Here is an 18978-nt window from a genome sequence, read left to right on the forward strand (position 1 = left end):
AGACAACGCAGCGCTGCTGAGAAGGCGGTTCGAAGTAGGAAGTGCTTCTCGCGGATATGCTCTTTAACAATGAACAGCCGATAAGTGTGGGCGCTTGATGGGGCGGACGATCTACGGATCGAAAGCGAAAGTATCAAGAGTCTCACACGAAAGTAAGTCAGGTTTGTGAAGCAATTCACGACCTGTCAGCTTTGAGTGAGCGACCGGTTGGAAACAACCGAAAACAGTAACAGGTTTGAACTGAAGAGTTTGATCCTGGCTCAGATTGAACGCTGGCGGCATGCCTTACACATGCAAGTCGAACGGCAGCACGGGTGCTTGCACCTGGTGGCGAGTGGCGAACGGGTGAGTAATACATCGGAACATGTCCTGTAGTGGGGGATAGCCCGGCGAAAGCCGGATTAATACCGCATACGATCTGAGGATGAAAGCGGGGGACCTTCGGGCCTCGCGCTATAGGGTTGGCCGATGGCTGATTAGCTAGTTGGTGGGGTAAAGGCCTACCAAGGCGACGATCAGTAGCTGGTCTGAGAGGACGACCAGCCACACTGGGACTGAGACACGGCCCAGACTCCTACGGGAGGCAGCAGTGGGGAATTTTGGACAATGGGCGCAAGCCTGATCCAGCAATGCCGCGTGTGTGAAGAAGGCCTTCGGGTTGTAAAGCACTTTTGTCCGGAAAGAAATCCTACCGACTAATACTGGGTGGGGATGACGGTACCGGAAGAATAAGCACCGGCTAACTACGTGCCAGCAGCCGCGGTAATACGTAGGGTGCGAGCGTTAATCGGAATTACTGGGCGTAAAGCGTGCGCAGGCGGTTTGTTAAGACCGATGTGAAATCCCCGGGCTCAACCTGGGAACTGCATTGGTGACTGGCAAGCTAGAGTATGGCAGAGGGGGGTAGAATTCCACGTGTAGCAGTGAAATGCGTAGAGATGTGGAGGAATACCGATGGCGAAGGCAGCCCCCTGGGCCAATACTGACGCTCATGCACGAAAGCGTGGGGAGCAAACAGGATTAGATACCCTGGTAGTCCACGCCCTAAACGATGTCAACTAGTTGTTGGGGATTCATTTCCTTAGTAACGTAGCTAACGCGTGAAGTTGACCGCCTGGGGAGTACGGTCGCAAGATTAAAACTCAAAGGAATTGACGGGGACCCGCACAAGCGGTGGATGATGTGGATTAATTCGATGCAACGCGAAAAACCTTACCTACCCTTGACATGGTCGGAATCCTGCTGAGAGGTGGGAGTGCTCGAAAGAGAACCGATACACAGGTGCTGCATGGCTGTCGTCAGCTCGTGTCGTGAGATGTTGGGTTAAGTCCCGCAACGAGCGCAACCCTTGTCCTTAGTTGCTACGCAAGAGCACTCTAAGGAGACTGCCGGTGACAAACCGGAGGAAGGTGGGGATGACGTCAAGTCCTCATGGCCCTTATGGGTAGGGCTTCACACGTCATACAATGGTCGGAACAGAGGGTCGCCAACCCGCGAGGGGGAGCCAATCCCAGAAAACCGATCGTAGTCCGGATTGCACTCTGCAACTCGAGTGCATGAAGCTGGAATCGCTAGTAATCGCGGATCAGCATGCCGCGGTGAATACGTTCCCGGGTCTTGTACACACCGCCCGTCACACCATGGGAGTGGGTTTTACCAGAAGTGGCTAGTCTAACCGCAAGGAGGACGGTCACCACGGTAGGATTCATGACTGGGGTGAAGTCGTAACAAGGTAGCCGTATCGGAAGGTGCGGCTGGATCACCTCCTTTCTCGAGCTTAACCGCTGCGTTGAGCGCTCACGCTTATCGGCTGTAAATTTAGGACAGGCTCAGGGGTCTGTAGCTCAGTCGGTTAGAGCACCGTCTTGATAAGGCGGGGGTCGTTGGTTCGAATCCAACCAGACCCACCAAGTTGTCTGGCGCAGGGAACCTGGGTGAAGTCTCGGTATGGGGGCATAGCTCAGCTGGGAGAGCACCTGCTTTGCAAGCAGGGGGTCGTCGGTTCGATCCCGTCTGCCTCCACCAATCTTCAATGGGAAGCGTTTGGATCACACGAAAGTGACGTGTGAGACGAGCATTTGCCATTGGCGATTGAGCCAGTCAGAGTGATATGAGTAACACCATATCGGCTGTCGTTCTTTAACAATCTGGAAGAAGCAAGTAATTTGGATAGCGGAAGCGTCTTGAGATGGACGTGGAAGTTATCCGGGTTGTGATTGTATCGAAGTATCTCAAGATGATTCGAACTTCATTGTTCGGCTCGATTTTGGAATACGGCACACACGTAGTGTGGGCTCCGCGTAAGTGCTAAAGCACTAACGCTGAGCGACACGCGAGAACTCAACCTGTAGCGACTGTCGAAGAGACAGACTCGTTATAGGGTCAAGCGAACAAGTGCATGTGGTGGATGCCTTGGCGATCACAGGCGATGAAGGACGCGGTAGCCTGCGAAAAGCTACGGGGAGCTGGCAAACGAGCTTTGATCCGTAGATGTCCGAATGGGGAAACCCACTCCGAATGGAGTATCCATAGCTGAATACATAGGCTATGTGAGGCGAACGCGGTGAACTGAAACATCTAAGTAACCGCAGGAAAAGAAATCAACCGAGATTCCCAAAGTAGTGGCGAGCGAAATGGGAAGAGCCTGTACTCTTTATTTGTATTGTTAGCCGAACGCTCTGGAAAGTGCGGCCATAGCAGGTGATAGCCCTGTAGGCGAAAACAGTATGAAAGAACTAGGTGTACGACAAGTAGGGCGGGACACGTGAAATCCTGTCTGAAGATGGGGGGACCATCCTCCAAGGCTAAATACTCGTGATCGACCGATAGTGAACCAGTACCGTGAGGGAAAGGCGAAAAGAACCCCGGGAGGGGAGTGAAATAGATCCTGAAACCGCATGCATACAAACAGTCGGAGCCTCGCAAGGGGTGACGGCGTACCTTTTGTATAATGGGTCAGCGACTTACGTTCAGTAGCAAGCTTAACCGAATAGGGCAGGCGTAGCGAAAGCGAGTCCGAATAGGGCGTTCAGTTGCTGGGCGTAGACCCGAAACCAAGTGATCTATCCATGGCCAGGATGAAGGTGCGGTAACACGTACTGGAGGTCCGAACCCACTAACGTTGAAAAGTTAGGGGATGAGCTGTGGATAGGGGTGAAAGGCTAAACAAACTTGGAAATAGCTGGTTCTCTCCGAAAACTATTTAGGTAGTGCCTCGTGTCTCACCTTCGGGGGTAGAGCACTGTCATGGTTGGGGGGTCTATTGCAGATTACCCCGCCATAGCAAACTCCGAATACCGAAGAGTGCAATCACGGGAGACAGACATCGGGTGCTAACGTCCGGTGTCAAGAGGGAAACAACCCAGACCGCCAGCTAAGGTCCCCAAATATAGCTAAGTGGGAAACGAAGTGGGAAGGCTAAAACAGTCAGGAGGTTGGCTTAGAAGCAGCCACCCTTTAAAGAAAGCGTAATAGCTCACTGATCGAGTCGTCCTGCGCGGAAGATGTAACGGGGCTAAGCTATATACCGAAGCTGCGGATGCGAGCTTTGCTCGCATGGTAGGAGAGCGTTCCGTAAGCCTGCGAAGGTGCGTTGAAAAGCGTGCTGGAGGTATCGGAAGTGCGAATGCTGACATGAGTAGCGATAAAGGGGGTGAAAGGCCCCCTCGCCGTAAGCCCAAGGTTTCCTACGCAACGTTCATCGGCGTAGGGTGAGTCGGCCCCTAAGGCGAGGCAGAAATGCGTAGCTGATGGGAAGCAGGTCAATATTCCTGCACCATTGTTAAATGCGATGGGGGACGGATCGCGGAAGGTTGTCCGGGTGTTGGAAGTCCCGGTCGCTGCATTGGAGAAGGCACTTAGGCAAATCCGGGTGCGGAATTCAAGGGTGTGGCGCGAGCGACTTAGGTCGCGAAGCAATTGGAAGTGGTTCCAAGAAAAGCCTCTAAGCTTCAGTTTAACGATGACCGTACCGCAAACCGACACAGGTGGGCGAGATGAGTATTCTAAGGCGCTTGAGAGAACTCGGGAGAAGGAACTCGGCAAATTGGTACCGTAACTTCGGGATAAGGTACGCCCTGGTAGCTTGACCCCCCTGCGGGGGAAGGGTGAAGGGGTTGCAATAAACTGGTGGCTGCGACTGTTTAATAAAAACACAGCACTCTGCAAACACGAAAGTGGACGTATAGGGTGTGACGCCTGCCCGGTGCCGGAAGATTAAATGATGGGGTGCAAGCTCTTGATTGAAGTCCCGGTAAACGGCGGCCGTAACTATAACGGTCCTAAGGTAGCGAAATTCCTTGTCGGGTAAGTTCCGACCTGCACGAATGGCGTAACGATGGCCACACTGTCTCCTCCCGAGACTCAGCGAAGTTGAAGTGTTTGTGATGATGCAATCTACCCGCGGCTAGACGGAAAGACCCCATGAACCTTTACTGTAGCTTTGCATTGGACTTTGAACCGATCTGTGTAGGATAGGTGGGAGGCTATGAAACCGGAACGCTAGTTTCGGTGGAGCCGTCCTTGAAATACCACCCTGGTTTGTTTGAGGTTCTAACCTTGGCCCGTGATCCGGGTCGGGGACAGTGCATGGTAGGCAGTTTGACTGGGGCGGTCTCCTCCCAAAGCGTAACGGAGGAGTACGAAGGTACGCTAGGTACGGTCGGAAATCGTGCTGATAGTGCAATGGCATAAGCGTGCTTAACTGCGAGACCGACAAGTCGAGCAGGTGCGAAAGCAGGTCATAGTGATCCGGTGGTTCTGTATGGAAGGGCCATCGCTCAACGGATAAAAGGTACTCTGGGGATAACAGGCTGATACCGCCCAAGAGTTCATATCGACGGCGGTGTTTGGCACCTCGATGTCGGCTCATCTCATCCTGGGGCTGTAGCCGGTCCCAAGGGTATGGCTGTTCGCCATTTAAAGAGGTACGTGAGCTGGGTTTAAAACGTCGTGAGACAGTTTGGTCCCTATCTGCCGTGGGCGTTGGAAGTTTGAAGGGGGCTGCTCCTAGTACGAGAGGACCGGAGTGGACGAACCTCTGGTGTACCGGTTGTGACGCCAGTCGCATCGCCGGGTAGCTATGTTCGGAAGAGATAACCGCTGAAAGCATCTAAGCGGGAAACTCGCCTTAAGATGAGACTTCCCCGGGGACTTGATCCCCTTGAAGGGTCGTTCGAGACCAGGACGTTGATAGGTCGGGTGTGTAAGCGCAGTAATGCGTTCAGCTAACCGATACTAATTGCCCGTAAGGCTTGATCCTATAACAAGTCTGTTTCGACAGTCGTTAGCGCTTCAGCGCTTTACGAATGTCGAACGTCGAGTGTGAAGCACTCGACGTACTGCGGTTGAAGTACCGCGTACGTGTGAGATACAACCTCACAACCCCAGGATTACTGCTTCTTCCCAGATTGGTCGCGTTGCGAAGCAGCGCGACAACCCTCTTTGCCTGATGACCATAGCGAGTCGGTCCCACCCCTTCCCATCCCGAACAGGACCGTGAAACGACTCTACGCCGATGATAGTGCGGATTGCCCGTGTGAAAGTAGGTAATCGTCAGGCTCCCCCTCTCAAAACCCCCGCCCTGTCAGGCGGGGGTTTTGTCTTTCTTGCGCTCGCATCACGCGGATGGCCTCGGCCTGCCGCCCACGACTCCCCCCCGCCACGCCGCCGGACAGCGCCCCTCTTCTTACCCAAGCTCCTGCTCCAGTCAGGCACCAACGTACGGCTTGGCCGCCCGGCCGGCTCACTGTGAGCCGCTTCAAGTCTCACGCGCGAGGTGCTGTTCCGTTGAATTCATCTCGCCGGCTCCGCTCGGTCGACTTCAAGCTGGCAATTCGCCTATTCACACGCTCACCCGTTCGACATCTGGCTTCGAAAATTTTTGTTCCTTCCAAGCGTAAAATCGCTAAATCGACAAAAATTAGCGCAATAAAACATGAATCCCCCCGCACAATTCTTTCGCGCCGTCTGTCCGCACGATTGTCCCGATACGTGCGCCATTCGTGTCACGGTCGAGAACGGCAAAGCCATCAAAGTTGCCGGAGACCCCGATCACCCGCCGACGCAAGGCGTTCTCTGCACGAAGGTGAGCAGATATGCGGATCGCGTCCATCATCCGGAGCGGCTGACGGTGCCGCTCAAGCGAATCGGACGGAAAGGAGAGGGTCGATTCGAGCCGATCAGCTGGAACGAGGCGAACCGACTGGCGGCAGAGCAGCTCGCGGAAATTGCCCGCCGAGCGCCGGAAGCCATCGTCCCCTACAGCTATGCGGGTACGATGGGACTGATCCAGGGGGAGAGCATCGCGCAGCGCTTCTTCAACAAGCTCGGTGCGTCGCGCCTCGAAAGAACGATCTGCTCGGCGGCCGGTGCCGCGGGGCTGCGCTATTCGTATGGCGCCAGCGTCGGGATGCATTTCGAATTTTTCGAAGAAAGCGAACTGATCCTGATCTGGGGCGCGAATCCGATAGCCTCGAATCTCCACTTCTGGACGCGCGCTCAAGAAGCGAAGCGCCGCGGCGCACGCTTGATTGCAATCGATCCGTATCGGTCGCTGACAGCGGAGAAATGTCATCAGCACATCGCGCTGAAGCCGGGCACGGATGGCGCGTTTGCGCTCGGAATGATGCATGTGCTGATCGACGAGGGCCTTCTCGATCAGGACTATATCCGCGACCATACGCTCGGTTTCGATGCGCTGAAGGCACGCGCGATGACTTATCCGCCCGAACGCGTGGCCGACATCTGCGGCGTGACGGCCGAAGTGATCGTCGAGTTGGCTCACCTTTACGGGCGCACGCGCAAGGCTTCGATCCGCCTCAACTACGGCATGCAGCGTGTGCGCGGCGGCGGCAACGCGGTTCGCGCAATCGCCAGCCTGCCCGCGCTCACCGGGGCATGGCGCGACCGCGCTGGCGGGCTGCTCCTGTCCTCGTCCGAATGGGCACCGGTCGATGCAGCTGCACTCGGACGCCCCGATTTGCTGCCCGGTTGGCCGAACAAGCTGCCACGTTCGATCAACATGAATGCAATTGGCGACGCGTTGCTGCATCCCGGAGATGCGGATTTCGGGCCGAAGATCGAGGCGATCATCGTCTACAATTCGAATCCGGTCGCGGTTGCGCCCGACTCGGAGAAGGTCGCCGCCGGCTTTGCGCGAGAAGACCTGTTCACGATCGTTTTGGAGCAATTCAAGACAGATACTGCTGATTACGCCGATCTTCTGCTGCCGGCGACAACGCAGCTCGAGCATCTCGACGTCCATAAATCGTACGGTCACACCTACGTGATGGCGAACCTGCCGTCGATTGCGCCGATCGGCGAAGCGCGGCCGAACACGGAAATTTTCCGCGGCATCGCACGCTGCATGGCGCTCGATGAGCCCGCGCTCTACGACGACGACGAAGCGCTTGCGAGGGCGTCGCTGCGCTGGGACGATTCGTCGCTGCAAAGCGACTGGGACACGCTCAAGCAAGCGGGCTGGCTCAAGCTGAAGCTCTCCGACGCACCGTTCGCAAATGGCGGCTTTCGGACGCCGTCCAGAAAGTGCGAGTTCTACAGCGAGCGTCTCGCCGAAATGGGGCTTGATCCATTGCCGGACTACCTGCCGCCGTACGAATCGGCGGACGGCGCGCCAGAACTGGCCGCCCGCTATCCACTCGCGATGATCTCGCCGCCCGCTCGGCATTTCCTGAACAGCACGTTCGTCAACGTCGCGAGCCTGCGTGCGACGGAGGGCGAGCCGCACCTCGACATCCATCCGGCCGACGCCGGACAGCGCGGCATCGCCGACGGCGACGCGGTACGAATCTTCAACGACCGCGGTTCGCTGCGCGCAAAGGCCCGCGTGACCGACCGTGCGCGGGAAGGGCTCGTCGTAGGCCTGTCGATCTGGTGGAAGAAACTCGCGCCGGACGGGCGCAATGCGAATCAAGTGACGAGCCAGGCGCTGACCGATCTCGGCCGCGGCGCGACGTTCTACGATTGCCTGGTCGAGGTCGAGCGAGGGTGACGAGCTTCGACGGCTGGTGTCCGGACAGCGTGACCGGAGTTGGAAAGGAGTGTCTAACCCGGTTGTCTCGAAGGGGCCGACCCGTTACGATGCCATTTTTTAGCACGACCATTCGAAAATCAGTGAGGAGACGCGCCGCATGGACAGAATTTGGCTGAAATCGTATCCGCCCGGTGTCCCGGCCGAAATTGACGCGTCCCAGTATTCGTCCGTCCCCGATCTGCTCGACGAGAGCTTTCGTCTCTATCGGGACCGGAAGGCGTTCGTCTGCATGGGCAAGGCGATCACGTATGGGGAATTGGACACGCTGTCGCGGAAGCTCGGCGCGTGGTTCCAGTCTCGCGGCCTGTCGCGCGGCGCGCGGGTCGCGATCATGATGCCGAATGTGCTGCAATACCCGGTGGCGATCGCCGCCGTGCTGCGTGCGGGCTACACCGTCGTCAACGTCAATCCGCTCTACACGCCGCGCGAACTCGAGCATCAGTTGAAGGACAGCGGCGCAGAGGCGATCGTGATCCTCGAGAACTTCGCGACGACGCTGCAGGCGGTGATCGCAAAGACCTCGGTCAAGCATGTCGTTGTCGCTGCGATGGGCGATCTGCTCGGCATGAAGGGCGTCCTCGTCAACTACGTCGTGCGTCGCGTGAAGAAGATGGTGCCGGCGTGGAGCCTGCCGTCGTACACGCGCTTCAACGCGGCGCTCGCCGCGGGCGGCCGGCAAACCTTCAAGCCGGCCAAGCCGGGTCCCGACGACGTTGCCTTCCTCCAGTACACGGGCGGCACGACCGGCGTCGCGAAGGGCGCGACGCTGCTTCATCGCAACATCGTGTCGAACGTGCTGCAGGCTCAGGCTTGGCACGAGCCGGCGCACGCGAAGCGTTCGGACGTGAAGCAGTTCATCACCGTGATCGCGCTGCCGCTCTATCACGTGTTCGCGCTGACCGTCTGCGGGTTGCTGACGCTGCGCACGGGCGGCACGGGGATCCTGATCCCGAATCCCCGCGATATCGCCGGCATGATCAAGGAGCTGAAGGGCTACCAGATCATTACGATCCCGGCCGTCAACACGCTCTACAACGCACTGCTGAACCATCCGGACTTCGATCAGCTCGACTTCTCGAAGCTCGCGGTCGCCAACGGCGGCGGGATGGCGATCCAGGAAAGCGTCGCGAAGCGCTGGTACGAGAAGACGAAGACGCCGATCGTCGAAGGCTATGGCTTGTCCGAGACATCGCCCGTTGCGACTTGCAACCCGGTCACGGCGACCGAATACAGCGGCACGATCGGCCTGCCGCTGCCGTCGACCGAAATCGCGATTCGCGACGACGCGGGCGACGACGTGGTGCTCGGCCAGCCGGGCGAGATCTGCATCCGCGGTCCGCAGGTGATGGCGGGCTACTGGAATCGCCCGGACGAAACCGAGAAGGTGATGATGCCGGACGGCTTCTTCAAGACGGGCGACGTCGGCGTAATGGACGAGCGCGGCTACGTGAAGATCGTCGATCGCAAGAAGGACATGATTCTCGTGTCAGGCTTCAACGTCTACCCGAACGAGGTCGAGGACGTCGTCGCGTCGCACCCGGGCGTGTACGAGGTCGCGGCGGTCGGCGTGCCCGACGAGCATTCGGGCGAGGCGGTGAAGCTGTTCGTCGTGAAGAAGGATCCGGGGCTCACCGACAAGGACGTGCTCGCGTATTGCAAGGATCGCCTCACCGGCTACAAGCGGCCGAAGTACGTCGAATTCCGCGCCGACCTGCCGAAGACCAACGTCGGCAAGATCCTGCGTCGCGAGCTGCGCGACGGCAAAGCGTAACGGACGCGGCCGTTGCCGTCCGCTTCGGGCGGGGCGCCGTCGTCGCTCGGCTCGAAGCACACGACGCGCAATGGCCTCGATTCGCTTGCTTCTTTCCCGTCCGAGCCGTTCTCCGACCAATCGCATCGATAAAAAAGGCGCCCGAGGGCGCCTTTTAAGCTACTGCAGAGTATTACCCGCTTATTAGAACTTGTGGCGGATGCCGATGCGCGCAGTGAACTGGTTGCGGTTCGACGACGGCGTCAGGCCGTTGATCGCGGCGGTTGCCGGGCCGACCGTGTTGCCGTCGGCTTCGATCACGTTGCCCGAAGCGTGCTGGTACACGCCGATCGCGTAGACGTCGGTGCGCTTCGACAGGAAGTAGTCGACGCCGACCGAGCCCTGATGATACTTGGCTGCCGACGCGCCGGCGATCTTGCTGCCTTGCGTGTAGTCATACGCCGCGCCAGCGAGGAGCGCCGGGGTCAGCTGATATTTGAAATTGATTTCCGCGTTGTTGAACGTCGCGGTCTGGTTCGGGAACACCGTGCTCGCAAACTTCATGAACTTGATGTTCGAGTACGTGACGCCGACCGTCGCCGCGCCGAACGAGTAGGCGCCGCCCGCACCGATCACCTGGTACGTGTGGGCCGACGCGTAGCCTGCGTAGACCGGGGTCGTCACGGCAGCCGGCGTGCTCGACGTCGTGTTGTTGCCGAACAGGCCGCCAGCCGTCGACGGCGTGCGCGCGTTCAGGTAGCCGACGCCCAGCACGAGCGGGCCGTTCGTGTAGCCGGCGCCGAGCGACCACGTTTGGTTGCGGCTGAAGTCGCCGGCGACGCCGCCGAAGCTGTACAGGCCGCCGAACGTGAGACCGCCGTAGTTCGCGCTCGTGAACTTGACTGCGTTGTTCACGCGATATGCGTTGTTGAAGTTGTCGAGGTCGCCCGGGTGAGCGGCGATGTAGCCGCCCCACTGGTCGCCCGCTTCCAGCGGGCCGACGAAGTCGACGACGGAGTCGTACTGACGGCCGAGCGTGACGGTGCCGAAGCCGCTCGACAGGCCGACGTAGGCCTGACGGCCGAATTCGAGGCCGCCTTGGTTCAGCTTGCCGGAATTCACGTCGAAGCCGTTTTCGAGGACGAACAGAGCCTTCAGGCCGCCGCCCAGGTCTTCCGTGCCACGCAGGCCCCAGCGGCTACCTTGCATGACGCCGCTCGACAGATTGTACAGGTGCTTGCCGCCTGCATTGGTGTTGATGTTGAAGCCTTCGTCGATGATGCCGTACAGCGTCACGCTGCTTTGCGCATGAGCTGCGCCAGCGAACGCGCTCAGCGCGACGAGCGCGAGAAGCGACTTTTTCATTAAAAGATCTCCAAGGATGACAAATTTATTGTGGCGGGGCCGATGGTTGTTTTTGATGGCGATACCCGCTTGAACTTCGTATGAAGCCGCTCGTAATGTAGCAAAAGGACTTTTTGGGACAAAGAGAAAGCGCAGTGCGCGCGTTCCGCATGTTTCCTTTACGCAACAATGGTTAAAATCACGGGTTAACCGCTATTTTCGAGCGCTACCTTGGTAGGTAGCCGCAATAAAATTGTTACGAAATCCTTACGGCGTGCAACGTGCCCGCGCGGAGAAACGTGATGGTGTTTGACGAGTTGATCAGTGAATTTGACCGGGGCCTGCGCTCGATCACGGGCGTGAGCCGGATGAGTCGCCCGGTGCCCGCGTCTGCCGCCGCGGCGCCCGCCGAGCTCACGGCTGCCGAGCGCAAGCATGCGGCGGGGCTGATGCGGGTGAATCACGTCGGCGAGGTGTGCGCGCAGGCGCTCTATCAGGCGCAGAAGCTCACGACGTCGTCGTCCGAATTGAAGGAGATGTTCGAGCATGCCGCGCGTGAGGAAGAAGATCATCTCGCGTGGACCGCGCATCGTCTGAAGGAGCTCGATTCGCGGCCGAGCCTGCTGAATCCGCTGTGGTATGCGGGCGCGCTCGCGATCGGCGTCGTCGCCGGACGTCTCGGCGACAAGGTGAGCTTGGGCTTCATGGCCGAGACGGAGCGCCAGGTCGAGAGCCATCTCGACAGTCATCTGTCGGAACTGCCGGCGGCCGACGTCGAGTCGCGCGCGATCGTCGAGCAGATGCGCGCCGACGAGGTCAAGCACGGCAAGGCCGCAACGGACGCGGGCGGCATCGAGCTGCCGATGCCGGCGCGCATGCTGATGCGCGCCGCGTCGAAAGTCATGACAAGCACTGCATACTATCTGTGAGACATACGCCGGGACGGCCGCATGCGCGGCGTCCCGGCTGACGACGGAAACCCGCCTCTTTTCCCGCGCCGTTCCCCCCGCCGAAATGCCTGCTGCCGCACCCATCTGGGGCGTGCTTCTCATGTACCACTTTCACAAGATGCACTAGCCCGTTCATTTATAACGCTTTTTGGTGTGAGGGCCAGCTTGAGGAGGCGAGCGTAAGTCCTTGTTCTGACTAACAAAATTCGTCAAAAAAACGGATGTCTCCCTTGACCGCCCATAGGCGTTCCTCTAAAGTGGGAGACAGTGTGAGAAAGTGTATTTTTGTGTGATTTGCCGGGCTTTTCCGGCTAGATTCGCAGCATTGAGCGGGTACTTCGGTGCCCTGATCGGGAGAGCGGAAAAGTGTTCCAAGGGGCGTCGGCGCTGACGCTCGATGCGAAAGGGCGGATGTCGGTGCCGTCTCGCTATCGCGAAGCGCTGCAAGGACAGGCAGAAGGACGGGTGACTGTGACCAAGCACCCGGACGGCTGCCTGTTGCTGTTTCCGCGCCCAGAGTGGGAAGTGTTCCGCGCGAAGATCGCCGCGCTGCCGATGGATGCGCATTGGTGGCGCCGTATTTTTCTCGGCAACGCGATGGATGTCGATCTCGACAGCGCGGGCCGGATTCTGGTGTCTCCCGAGCTGCGGATGGCGGCCGGGCTGGAAAAGGAAGTCATGTTGCTGGGAATGGGAAGTCACTTCGAGCTGTGGGACGCGCAGACCTACATCGCGAAGGAGCAGGCGGCGATGGCGCAGGGCATGCCCGACGCGCTGAAGAATTTCACGTTCTGATTGCGGTGACGGAGACGCCCGCGATGGGAAACGAATTGCAGCATCGCACGGTGCTGTTGGATGAAGCGGTCGATGCGCTCGTGACGCGGCCCGACGGCGTCTACGTCGACGGCACGTTCGGGCGCGGCGGCCACAGTCGCGCGGTGCTCGGGCGCCTGGGCGCGGCGGGCCGGCTGATCGCGTTCGACAAGGATCCGCGCGCGATCGAGACGGCGAAGGGCATCGAGGATGCGCGCTTCGAGATCGTCCACGACAGCTTCGCGGCGCTGAAGGGCGCGCTCGAAGCGCGTGGGGTAGGGCGAGTGTCCGGTGTGTTGCTGGACCTGGGTGTGTCGTCGCCGCAGGTGGACGACCCGGAGCGCGGCTTCAGCTTCCGTGCGAACGGTCCGCTCGACATGCGGATGGATCCGACGCGCGGCGAGTCGGCGGCAGAGTGGCTCGCGCGTGCGTCGGTGCAGGAATTGACGGAGGTGATACGAGATTATGGGGAAGAACGGTTTGCTTTTCAGATTGCAAAGGCGATTGTTGCTCGCCGGGCAGAGTCCGACCGTCTCGGGCCTCTCGACAGCACGGGCGAGCTTGCCCAAATCGTGGGTCACGTCGTCAAGACCCGTGAGAAGGGTAAGGATCCGGCAACCCGCACCTTTCAAGCTATACGGATTCACGTCAATCAAGAGCTTGCGGACCTGCAAGTCGTTCTAGAGGCAGCACTGTCGTCGTTGGAGCAAGGGGGCCGGCTGGTGGTCATCAGCTTTCATTCGCTCGAGGACCGGATCGTCAAACGATTCATGCAGACGCACGCAAGCGCGCCTGCGGTCGATCGCCGCCTGCCGATCCGCGCCGTCGACCTGCCCAGCCCGCCGCTCAAGCTGCTTGGCCGCAAGTTCCCGAGCGACGCGGAAGTCCTGGCCAATCCGCGTGCCCGTTCGGCGGTGATGCGCATCGCGGAGCGCGTCGCGCCATGAGCCGCCTCAATATCTTCCTGCTGATCATCGTGATGGGATGCGCGCTGTCGGTCGTCAATTCGACGAACCAGCAGCGGCAGATCTTCATTCAGTTGCAGCGCGCGCAATCGCAGGAGCATCAGCTCCAGCAGGACTACGCGCAGCTTCAATATCAGCAGAGCGCGCTGTCGAAGACGTCGCGCATCGAGCAGCTCGCGACGAGCTCGCTGAAGATGCAGTCGATCACGACGGGGCGCACGCAGTACCTGACGCTTTCGCCCGGCGCGGCGAAGGCGGTCGACGCGCCGCTGCCGGCGTCCGCCGCATCGCAGGGGGGCGCGCGATGAAGCCCGCGTCGAAGCGCACGCAAGGCGTGAAGTTCGCATCGAGCCCGGTGCTGTCGGTCCATCTGCCGATGTGGCGCTCGAAGCTCGTCGTGTTCATGCTGTTCATGGCGTTCGTCGCGCTCGCCGTGCGCGCGTTCTGGATCCAGGGGCCCGGCAACGCGTTCTATCAGAAGCAGGGCGAAAGCCGCTATCAGCGCACGCTCGAATTGCCGGCGACGCGCGGCAAGATCCTCGATCGCAACGGTCTCGTGCTCGCGACGAGCCTGCCCGTGCGCGCGATCTGGGCGATTCCGGCCGACGTGCCCGACGACCTCGGCGTGGACAAGGTCGACGCGCTCGGCAAGCTGCTGGGTATGACGACGAAGGAGCTGAAGGCGAAGCTGTCGGAAGACAAGACGTTCGTCTACGTGAAGCGCCAGGTGCCGCTCGACGTCGCCGACCAGGTCGCGAAGCTCGACATCCCCGGCGTCTATCAGCGCGGCGAATACAAGCGCTTCTATCCGGAAGGCGAGATCACCGCGCACCTGATCGGCTTCACGAACGTCGAGGACGAAGGGCAGGAGGGCGTCGAGCTCGCCGATCAGAAGCTGCTCGTCGGCACGCCGGGCAGCCGCCATGTGATCAAGGACCGCGTCGGGCACATCGTCGAGGACGTCGACGCGCAGGTGCCGCCGCACAATGGCAGCGACGTCGGCCTGTCGATCGACAGCAAGATCCAGTACATCACGTACACGAACCTGAAGGCGGCCGTCGAGAAGTTCCACGCGAAGGCGGGCGCGGCGATGGTGATCGACGTGCAGACGGGCGAGGTGCTGTCGCTCGTCAATTATCCGACGTATAACCCGAACGACCGCTCGCACCTGACGGGCGAACAGCTACGCAACCGCGTGCTGACCGACGTGTTCGAGCCGGGCTCGATCATGAAGCCGTTCACGGTATCGCTTGCGCTCGACCTGCATCGCGTGACGCCGAACACGCTTGTCGACACGGGCAACGGCCATTTCGTGCTCGACGGCGCGCCGATCACCGACGACTCGGGCTTCGGCACGCTGACGGTCGGCGGCGTGATCCAGAAATCGAGCAACATCGGCGCGACGAAGATCGCAATGACGATGAAGCCCGAGGAAATGTGGAATATGTATACGAGCATCGGGCTCGGGCAGGCGCCGAAGGTCGGTTTTCCCGGCGCGGCGGCGGGCCGGCTGCGTCCGTGGAAGAACTGGCGGCGGATCGAGCAGGCGACGATGTCGTACGGCTACGGCCTGTCGGTGTCGCTCTTCCAGCTCGCGCGCGCGTACACCGCGATCGCGCACGACGGCGAGCTGATGCCCGTCACGATCTTCAAGACGAACGACGCGCAGCCCGCGACCGGTCCGCGGATCTTCTCGCCGACGACGGCTCGCGAGGTGCGCACGATGCTCGAGTCCGTCGTGTCGCCGCAGGGGACGTCGCCGAATGCGGCGGTGCCGGGCTACCGCGTCGGCGGCAAGAGCGGCACCGCTTACAAGCAGGTCGGCCGCGGCTATGATCACAAGAAGTATCGCGCGTCGTTCGTCGGAATGGCGCCGATGCCGAATCCGCGCATCGTCGTCGCGGTGTCGGTCGACGAGCCGACGATGGGCGGCCACTTCGGCGGCCAGGTGTCAGGCCCCGTGTTCTCGGCGATCGCCGGCGATACGCTGCGCGCGCTGAACGTGCCGCCCAACATGCCGGTCAAGCAGCTCGTCGTGTCGGACGATACGGCGAACGCCGCCGCCCCGCAGAAGCTGGCCGGCGCCGCGCCTGCAAAACACATGATCGTGTCGAGCACGACACACAACCGTCCTGGAGTCGTTCGATGAGCGCCGCGCGCAGTTCCCATCCGGCGCACCAGCAGATCGCAGCCGCGCTCACGTGGCTGCGCGCGCATGTCGCGTCCGGCGCGCAGCTGCACGCCGACACGCGCAGCCTGCAAGCGGGCGACGCGTTCATCGCCTATGCAGTCGACGGCGCGGACAATCGTCCGTTCATTGCCGATGCGCTCGCGCGCGGCGCGGCCGCCGTGCTGTACCAGCCCGAAGGTTTTGCGGCGGACGGCCTCGAACCGGCGACGTCGCTCGCGGTGCCCGCGCTCGATGCGCTCGCGGGCGAGATCGCGAGCGGCTGGTACGGCAATCCAAGCGATGCGCTCTTCGCGGTCGGCGTGACGGGCACGAACGGCAAGACCTCGTGCACGCAATGGATCGCCGCCGCGCTCACCGCGCTGCACCAGCCGTGCGCGGTGATCGGCACGCTCGGCAGCGGAATGCCCGGTCAGCTCGTGCATACGGGCTTCACGACGCCCGACGCGCCGCAACTGCAGCGCAGCCTCGCGCAGTTGCGCGGCGCGGGCGCGCAGGCGGTTGCGATGGAAGTGTCGTCGCACGCGCTGCATCAAGGGCGCGTGAACGGCACCGCGTTCGACGTCGCGGTATTCACGAACCTGACCCAGGACCACCTCGATTACCACCGCACGCTCGAAGCGTACGAGGCGGCGAAGACGAAACTCTTCGCATGGCGCGGGCTGCGCCTCGCGGTCGTCAATCGCGACGACCCGGCCGGCCGTCGCCTGCTCGCGAATCTCGCCGGGCGCGTGCGGACGATCGCATACGGAATCGACGCGCGGCCGGAGGCGTCCGATGCGGACCGCGAGCTCGTCGCGACGAAGGTCCGCGCGACCGCGACGGGCACCGCATTTCATCTGACTTCGTCGTGGGGCGACGCGGACGTCGAGGTCGGCACGCTCGGCACGTTCAACGTGAGCAATCTGCTCGCGGTGCTCGGCACGCTGCTCGCCGCCGACGTGCCGTTCGACGCTGCGCTCGCCGAAATCGAGAATCTCGAGTCGGTCAACGGCCGGATGGAGCGGCTGGGCGGGCGACTGCAGAACGACGAGCCGCTCGTCGTCGTCGATTACGCGCACACGCCGGACGCGCTCGAGAAGACGCTCGACGCGCTGCGCCCGATCGCGCGCGCGCGCGGCGGCGAGCTCGTCTGCATGTTCGGTTGCGGCGGCGACCGCGACGCGACGAAGCGTCCGCTGATGGGCGCGATCGCCGAGCGGCTCGCGGACAAGGTCGTCGTGACGAGCGACAACCCGCGCAGCGAGGATCCTCAGAAGATCATCGACCAGATCGCCGCCGGCATGCAGGACGCCGCGCAGGCGCGCCGCGTCGAGGACCGCGCGAGCGCGATCCTGCAGGCGGTGCGCGGCGCCGCGCGCGAGGACGTCGTGCTGCTCGCCGGCAAGGGGCACGAGGCGACGCAGGAAATCATGGGCAAGAAGCGCGCGTTCTCCGATCAGGATCATGCGCGCCTCGCGCTCGCCGCACGCACCAAGCAGACTCGCGGAGGCGGCGAATGACGATGCTGACCTTGCGCGAAGCCGCAGCGATGATCCCCGGCGCGACGGTGCTCGGCGACGAGCGCGTGTCGTTCGAGCGGGTGTCGACGGACAGCCGCACGGCAAGCCTTGGCGATCTGTTCGTCGCGCTGAAGGGCGAGCACTTCGATGCGCACGAGTTCGTCGGCGACGTCGCCGCGCGCGGGGCAAGCGCCGCGATCGTGTCGCGCAGCCCGGCCGAATGGAACCTGCCCGCGCTGAAGGTCGCCGACACGCGCGCCGCGCTCGGCGCGCTCGCGCACGGCTGGCGGATGCGCTTCGCGCTGCCGGTCGTCGCGGTGACGGGCAGCAACGGCAAGACGACCGTGAAGGAGATGATCGCGTCGATCTTCGCGGCGGCGGCCGGCGCCGACGCGCGGCTCGCGACTGCGGGCAACTTCAACAACGACATCGGCCTGCCGCTCACGCTGCTGCGTCTCACCGCCGCGCACAGGCTCGCGGTCGTCGAGCTCGGGATGAATCATCCGGGCGAGACCGAGACGCTCGCGCGGATCGCCGCGCCGACGGTCGCGCTCGTCAACAACGCGCAGCGCGAGCATCAGGAATTCATGGCAACCGTCGAAGCCGTCGCGCTCGAGCACGCGGCCGTCATCCACGCGCTCGGGCCGGACGGCGTCGCCGTGTTTCCGGCCGACGACGCGTACGCGAGCATCTGGCGCGTCGCGGCGACCGGCAACCGGATCGTCGATTTCGCGTTGCACGGCGCCGGGCATGACACGCCCGCCGCCGTGACGGGCGCGCTCGACGGCAGCCGGCTCGCGATCGATACGCCGGACGGCCGCATCGACGTGCAGCTCAACGCGCTCGGCGAGCACAACGCGCGCAACGCGCTCGCCTCGACGGCGGCGGCGTTCGCGGCCGGCGTGCCGCTCGCGGCGATCAGGCAGGGGCTCGAAGCGTTCGAGCCGGTGAAGGGGCGGCTGCAGGTGACGCGTGCGACGGTCGGCTCGCTCGCGGGCGCGACGGTGATCGATGACACCTACAACGCGAACCCCGATTCGATGCGCGCCGCGATCGACGTGCTCGCCGCGCAGTCGGCGCCGCGCGTGCTCGTGATCGGCGAGATGGGCGAAGTCGGCGACGAAGGGCCGGCGTTCCATCGCGAGATCGGCGCGTACGCGCGCGAGCGCGGGATCGACTCGCTCTACGCGCTCGGTGCGGCGACGCAGCCCGCGTGCGAAGCATATGGCGCGGCCGCGCGGCGCTTCGACGACGCGGCGGCGCTGCTCGCCGCGCTGCTCGCCGCGAATTTCGGCGCGCACGCGACGCTGCTCGTGAAGGGCTCGCGGTTCATGAAGATGGAGCGCGTCGTTGGCGCGCTCGCGAACGAAACCGCGTCGGGCGCAGCGCCCGGCGCACATTGAGGAAGGAAGT

At 61.8% G+C, this 18978-nt stretch carries 10 protein-coding genes, 2 tRNA genes and 3 rRNA genes; 14 read left to right on the forward strand and 1 reads right to left on the reverse strand.

Going from position 1 to position 18978, the window contains the following annotated elements:
- The first annotated feature begins 237 nt into the window (after nucleotides 1–237).
- The 7 genes from BG90_RS09920 to BG90_RS09950 all read left to right on the forward strand — a co-directional run bounded on the left by BG90_RS09920 (nucleotide 238) and on the right by BG90_RS09950 (nucleotide 9824).
- Nucleotides 238–1770 (forward strand): 16S ribosomal RNA (locus tag BG90_RS09920).
- Between the two features lie 63 nt (nucleotides 1771–1833).
- Nucleotides 1834–1910: transfer RNA gene (locus tag BG90_RS09925), tRNA-Ile, on the forward strand.
- Between the two features lie 39 nt (nucleotides 1911–1949).
- Nucleotides 1950–2025 (forward strand) — tRNA-Ala (locus tag BG90_RS09930).
- Between the two features lie 355 nt (nucleotides 2026–2380).
- Nucleotides 2381–5260 (forward strand): 23S ribosomal RNA (locus tag BG90_RS09935).
- Between the two features lie 185 nt (nucleotides 5261–5445).
- Nucleotides 5446–5559: ribosomal RNA gene (gene rrf / locus BG90_RS09940) — 5S ribosomal RNA — on the forward strand.
- Together the 16S, 23S and 5S rRNA genes with 2 tRNA genes alongside form the textbook arrangement of a ribosomal RNA operon.
- Nucleotides 5560–5935: 376 nt before the next feature.
- Entirely contained in the window at nucleotides 5936–8011 is a 2076-nt protein-coding gene (locus tag BG90_RS09945) for a molybdopterin-containing oxidoreductase family protein (protein WP_010117161.1), read from the forward strand.
- Between the two features lie 139 nt (nucleotides 8012–8150).
- Nucleotides 8151–9824: a long-chain fatty acid--CoA ligase gene (locus BG90_RS09950; RefSeq protein WP_010106634.1), complete on the forward strand. Its 1674-nt coding sequence runs from the start codon at nucleotides 8151–8153 to the stop codon at nucleotides 9822–9824.
- Nucleotides 9825–10007: 183 nt separating this feature from the next.
- Here BG90_RS09950 and BG90_RS09955 read toward each other — a convergent pair whose 3' ends face one another.
- Nucleotides 10008–11168 carry a porin gene (locus tag BG90_RS09955; RefSeq protein WP_010106633.1) on the reverse strand — a complete coding sequence of 387 codons (1161 nt, stop codon included), beginning with the start codon at nucleotides 11166–11168 and terminating at the stop codon, nucleotides 10008–10010.
- Nucleotides 11169–11449: 281 nt separating this feature from the next.
- Between BG90_RS09955 and coq7 the strand changes: the two genes are divergently transcribed.
- The 7 genes from coq7 (at nucleotide 11450) to BG90_RS09990 (ending at nucleotide 18968) form a co-directional block, all read left to right on the forward strand.
- Nucleotides 11450–12076, forward strand: a complete 627-nt coding sequence (coq7, locus tag BG90_RS09960; protein WP_010106632.1) for a 2-polyprenyl-3-methyl-6-methoxy-1,4-benzoquinone monooxygenase — start codon at nucleotides 11450–11452, stop codon at nucleotides 12074–12076.
- 387 nt (nucleotides 12077–12463) lie between these two features.
- Nucleotides 12464–12892: a division/cell wall cluster transcriptional repressor MraZ gene (gene mraZ, locus BG90_RS09965; RefSeq protein WP_010106631.1), complete on the forward strand. Its 429-nt coding sequence runs from the start codon at nucleotides 12464–12466 to the stop codon at nucleotides 12890–12892.
- A 23-nt stretch (nucleotides 12893–12915) separates the two neighbouring features.
- Nucleotides 12916–13857, forward strand: coding sequence for a 16S rRNA (cytosine(1402)-N(4))-methyltransferase RsmH (rsmH, locus tag BG90_RS09970; protein WP_010106630.1), 942 nt, complete (start codon nucleotides 12916–12918; stop codon nucleotides 13855–13857).
- Nucleotides 13854–14183 carry a cell division protein FtsL gene (gene ftsL / locus BG90_RS09975; protein WP_010106629.1) on the forward strand — a complete coding sequence of 110 codons (330 nt, stop codon included), beginning with the start codon at nucleotides 13854–13856 and terminating at the stop codon, nucleotides 14181–14183. Before rsmH ends, ftsL begins: the two co-directional genes overlap by 4 nt.
- The gene (locus BG90_RS09980; RefSeq protein ID WP_010117160.1) at nucleotides 14180–16024 is read left to right on the forward strand and encodes a peptidoglycan D,D-transpeptidase FtsI family protein; all 1845 of its coding nucleotides are present in this window, start codon (nucleotides 14180–14182) and stop codon (nucleotides 16022–16024) included. The genes ftsL and BG90_RS09980 overlap by 4 nt, the downstream gene beginning before the upstream one ends.
- Nucleotides 16021–17565: a UDP-N-acetylmuramoyl-L-alanyl-D-glutamate--2,6-diaminopimelate ligase gene (locus BG90_RS09985; protein WP_010117159.1), complete on the forward strand. Its 1545-nt coding sequence runs from the start codon at nucleotides 16021–16023 to the stop codon at nucleotides 17563–17565. The genes BG90_RS09980 and BG90_RS09985 overlap by 4 nt, the downstream gene beginning before the upstream one ends.
- On the forward strand, nucleotides 17562–18968 hold the full coding sequence (locus BG90_RS09990; RefSeq protein WP_010117158.1) for a UDP-N-acetylmuramoyl-tripeptide--D-alanyl-D-alanine ligase: 1407 nt from the start codon (nucleotides 17562–17564) through the stop codon (nucleotides 18966–18968). Before BG90_RS09985 ends, BG90_RS09990 begins: the two co-directional genes overlap by 4 nt.
- Nucleotides 18969–18978 lie beyond the last annotated feature (10 nt).

The organism is Burkholderia oklahomensis C6786 (assembly GCF_000959365.1).
Lineage (GTDB): Bacteria > Pseudomonadota > Gammaproteobacteria > Burkholderiales > Burkholderiaceae > Burkholderia > Burkholderia oklahomensis.

Bases quoted from the DNA above. Each gene is read 5' to 3' on its own strand.
- BG90_RS09945 (WP_010117161.1), top strand. From the start codon at position 5,936: ATGAATCCCCCCGCACAATTCTTTCGCGCCGTCTGTCCGCACGATTGT.
- BG90_RS09950 (WP_010106634.1), top strand. From the start codon at position 8,151: ATGGACAGAATTTGGCTGAAATCGTATCCGCCCGGTGTCCCGGCCGAA.
- BG90_RS09955 (WP_010106633.1), bottom strand. From the start codon at position 11,168: ATGAAAAAGTCGCTTCTCGCGCTCGTCGCGCTGAGCGCGTTCGCTGGC.
- coq7 (WP_010106632.1), top strand. From the start codon at position 11,450: ATGGTGTTTGACGAGTTGATCAGTGAATTTGACCGGGGCCTGCGCTCG.
- rsmH (WP_010106630.1), top strand. From the start codon at position 12,916: ATGGGAAACGAATTGCAGCATCGCACGGTGCTGTTGGATGAAGCGGTC.
- ftsL (WP_010106629.1), top strand. From the start codon at position 13,854: ATGAGCCGCCTCAATATCTTCCTGCTGATCATCGTGATGGGATGCGCG.
- BG90_RS09980 (WP_010117160.1), top strand. From the start codon at position 14,180: ATGAAGCCCGCGTCGAAGCGCACGCAAGGCGTGAAGTTCGCATCGAGC.
- BG90_RS09985 (WP_010117159.1), top strand. From the start codon at position 16,021: ATGAGCGCCGCGCGCAGTTCCCATCCGGCGCACCAGCAGATCGCAGCC.
- BG90_RS09990 (WP_010117158.1), top strand. From the start codon at position 17,562: ATGACGATGCTGACCTTGCGCGAAGCCGCAGCGATGATCCCCGGCGCG.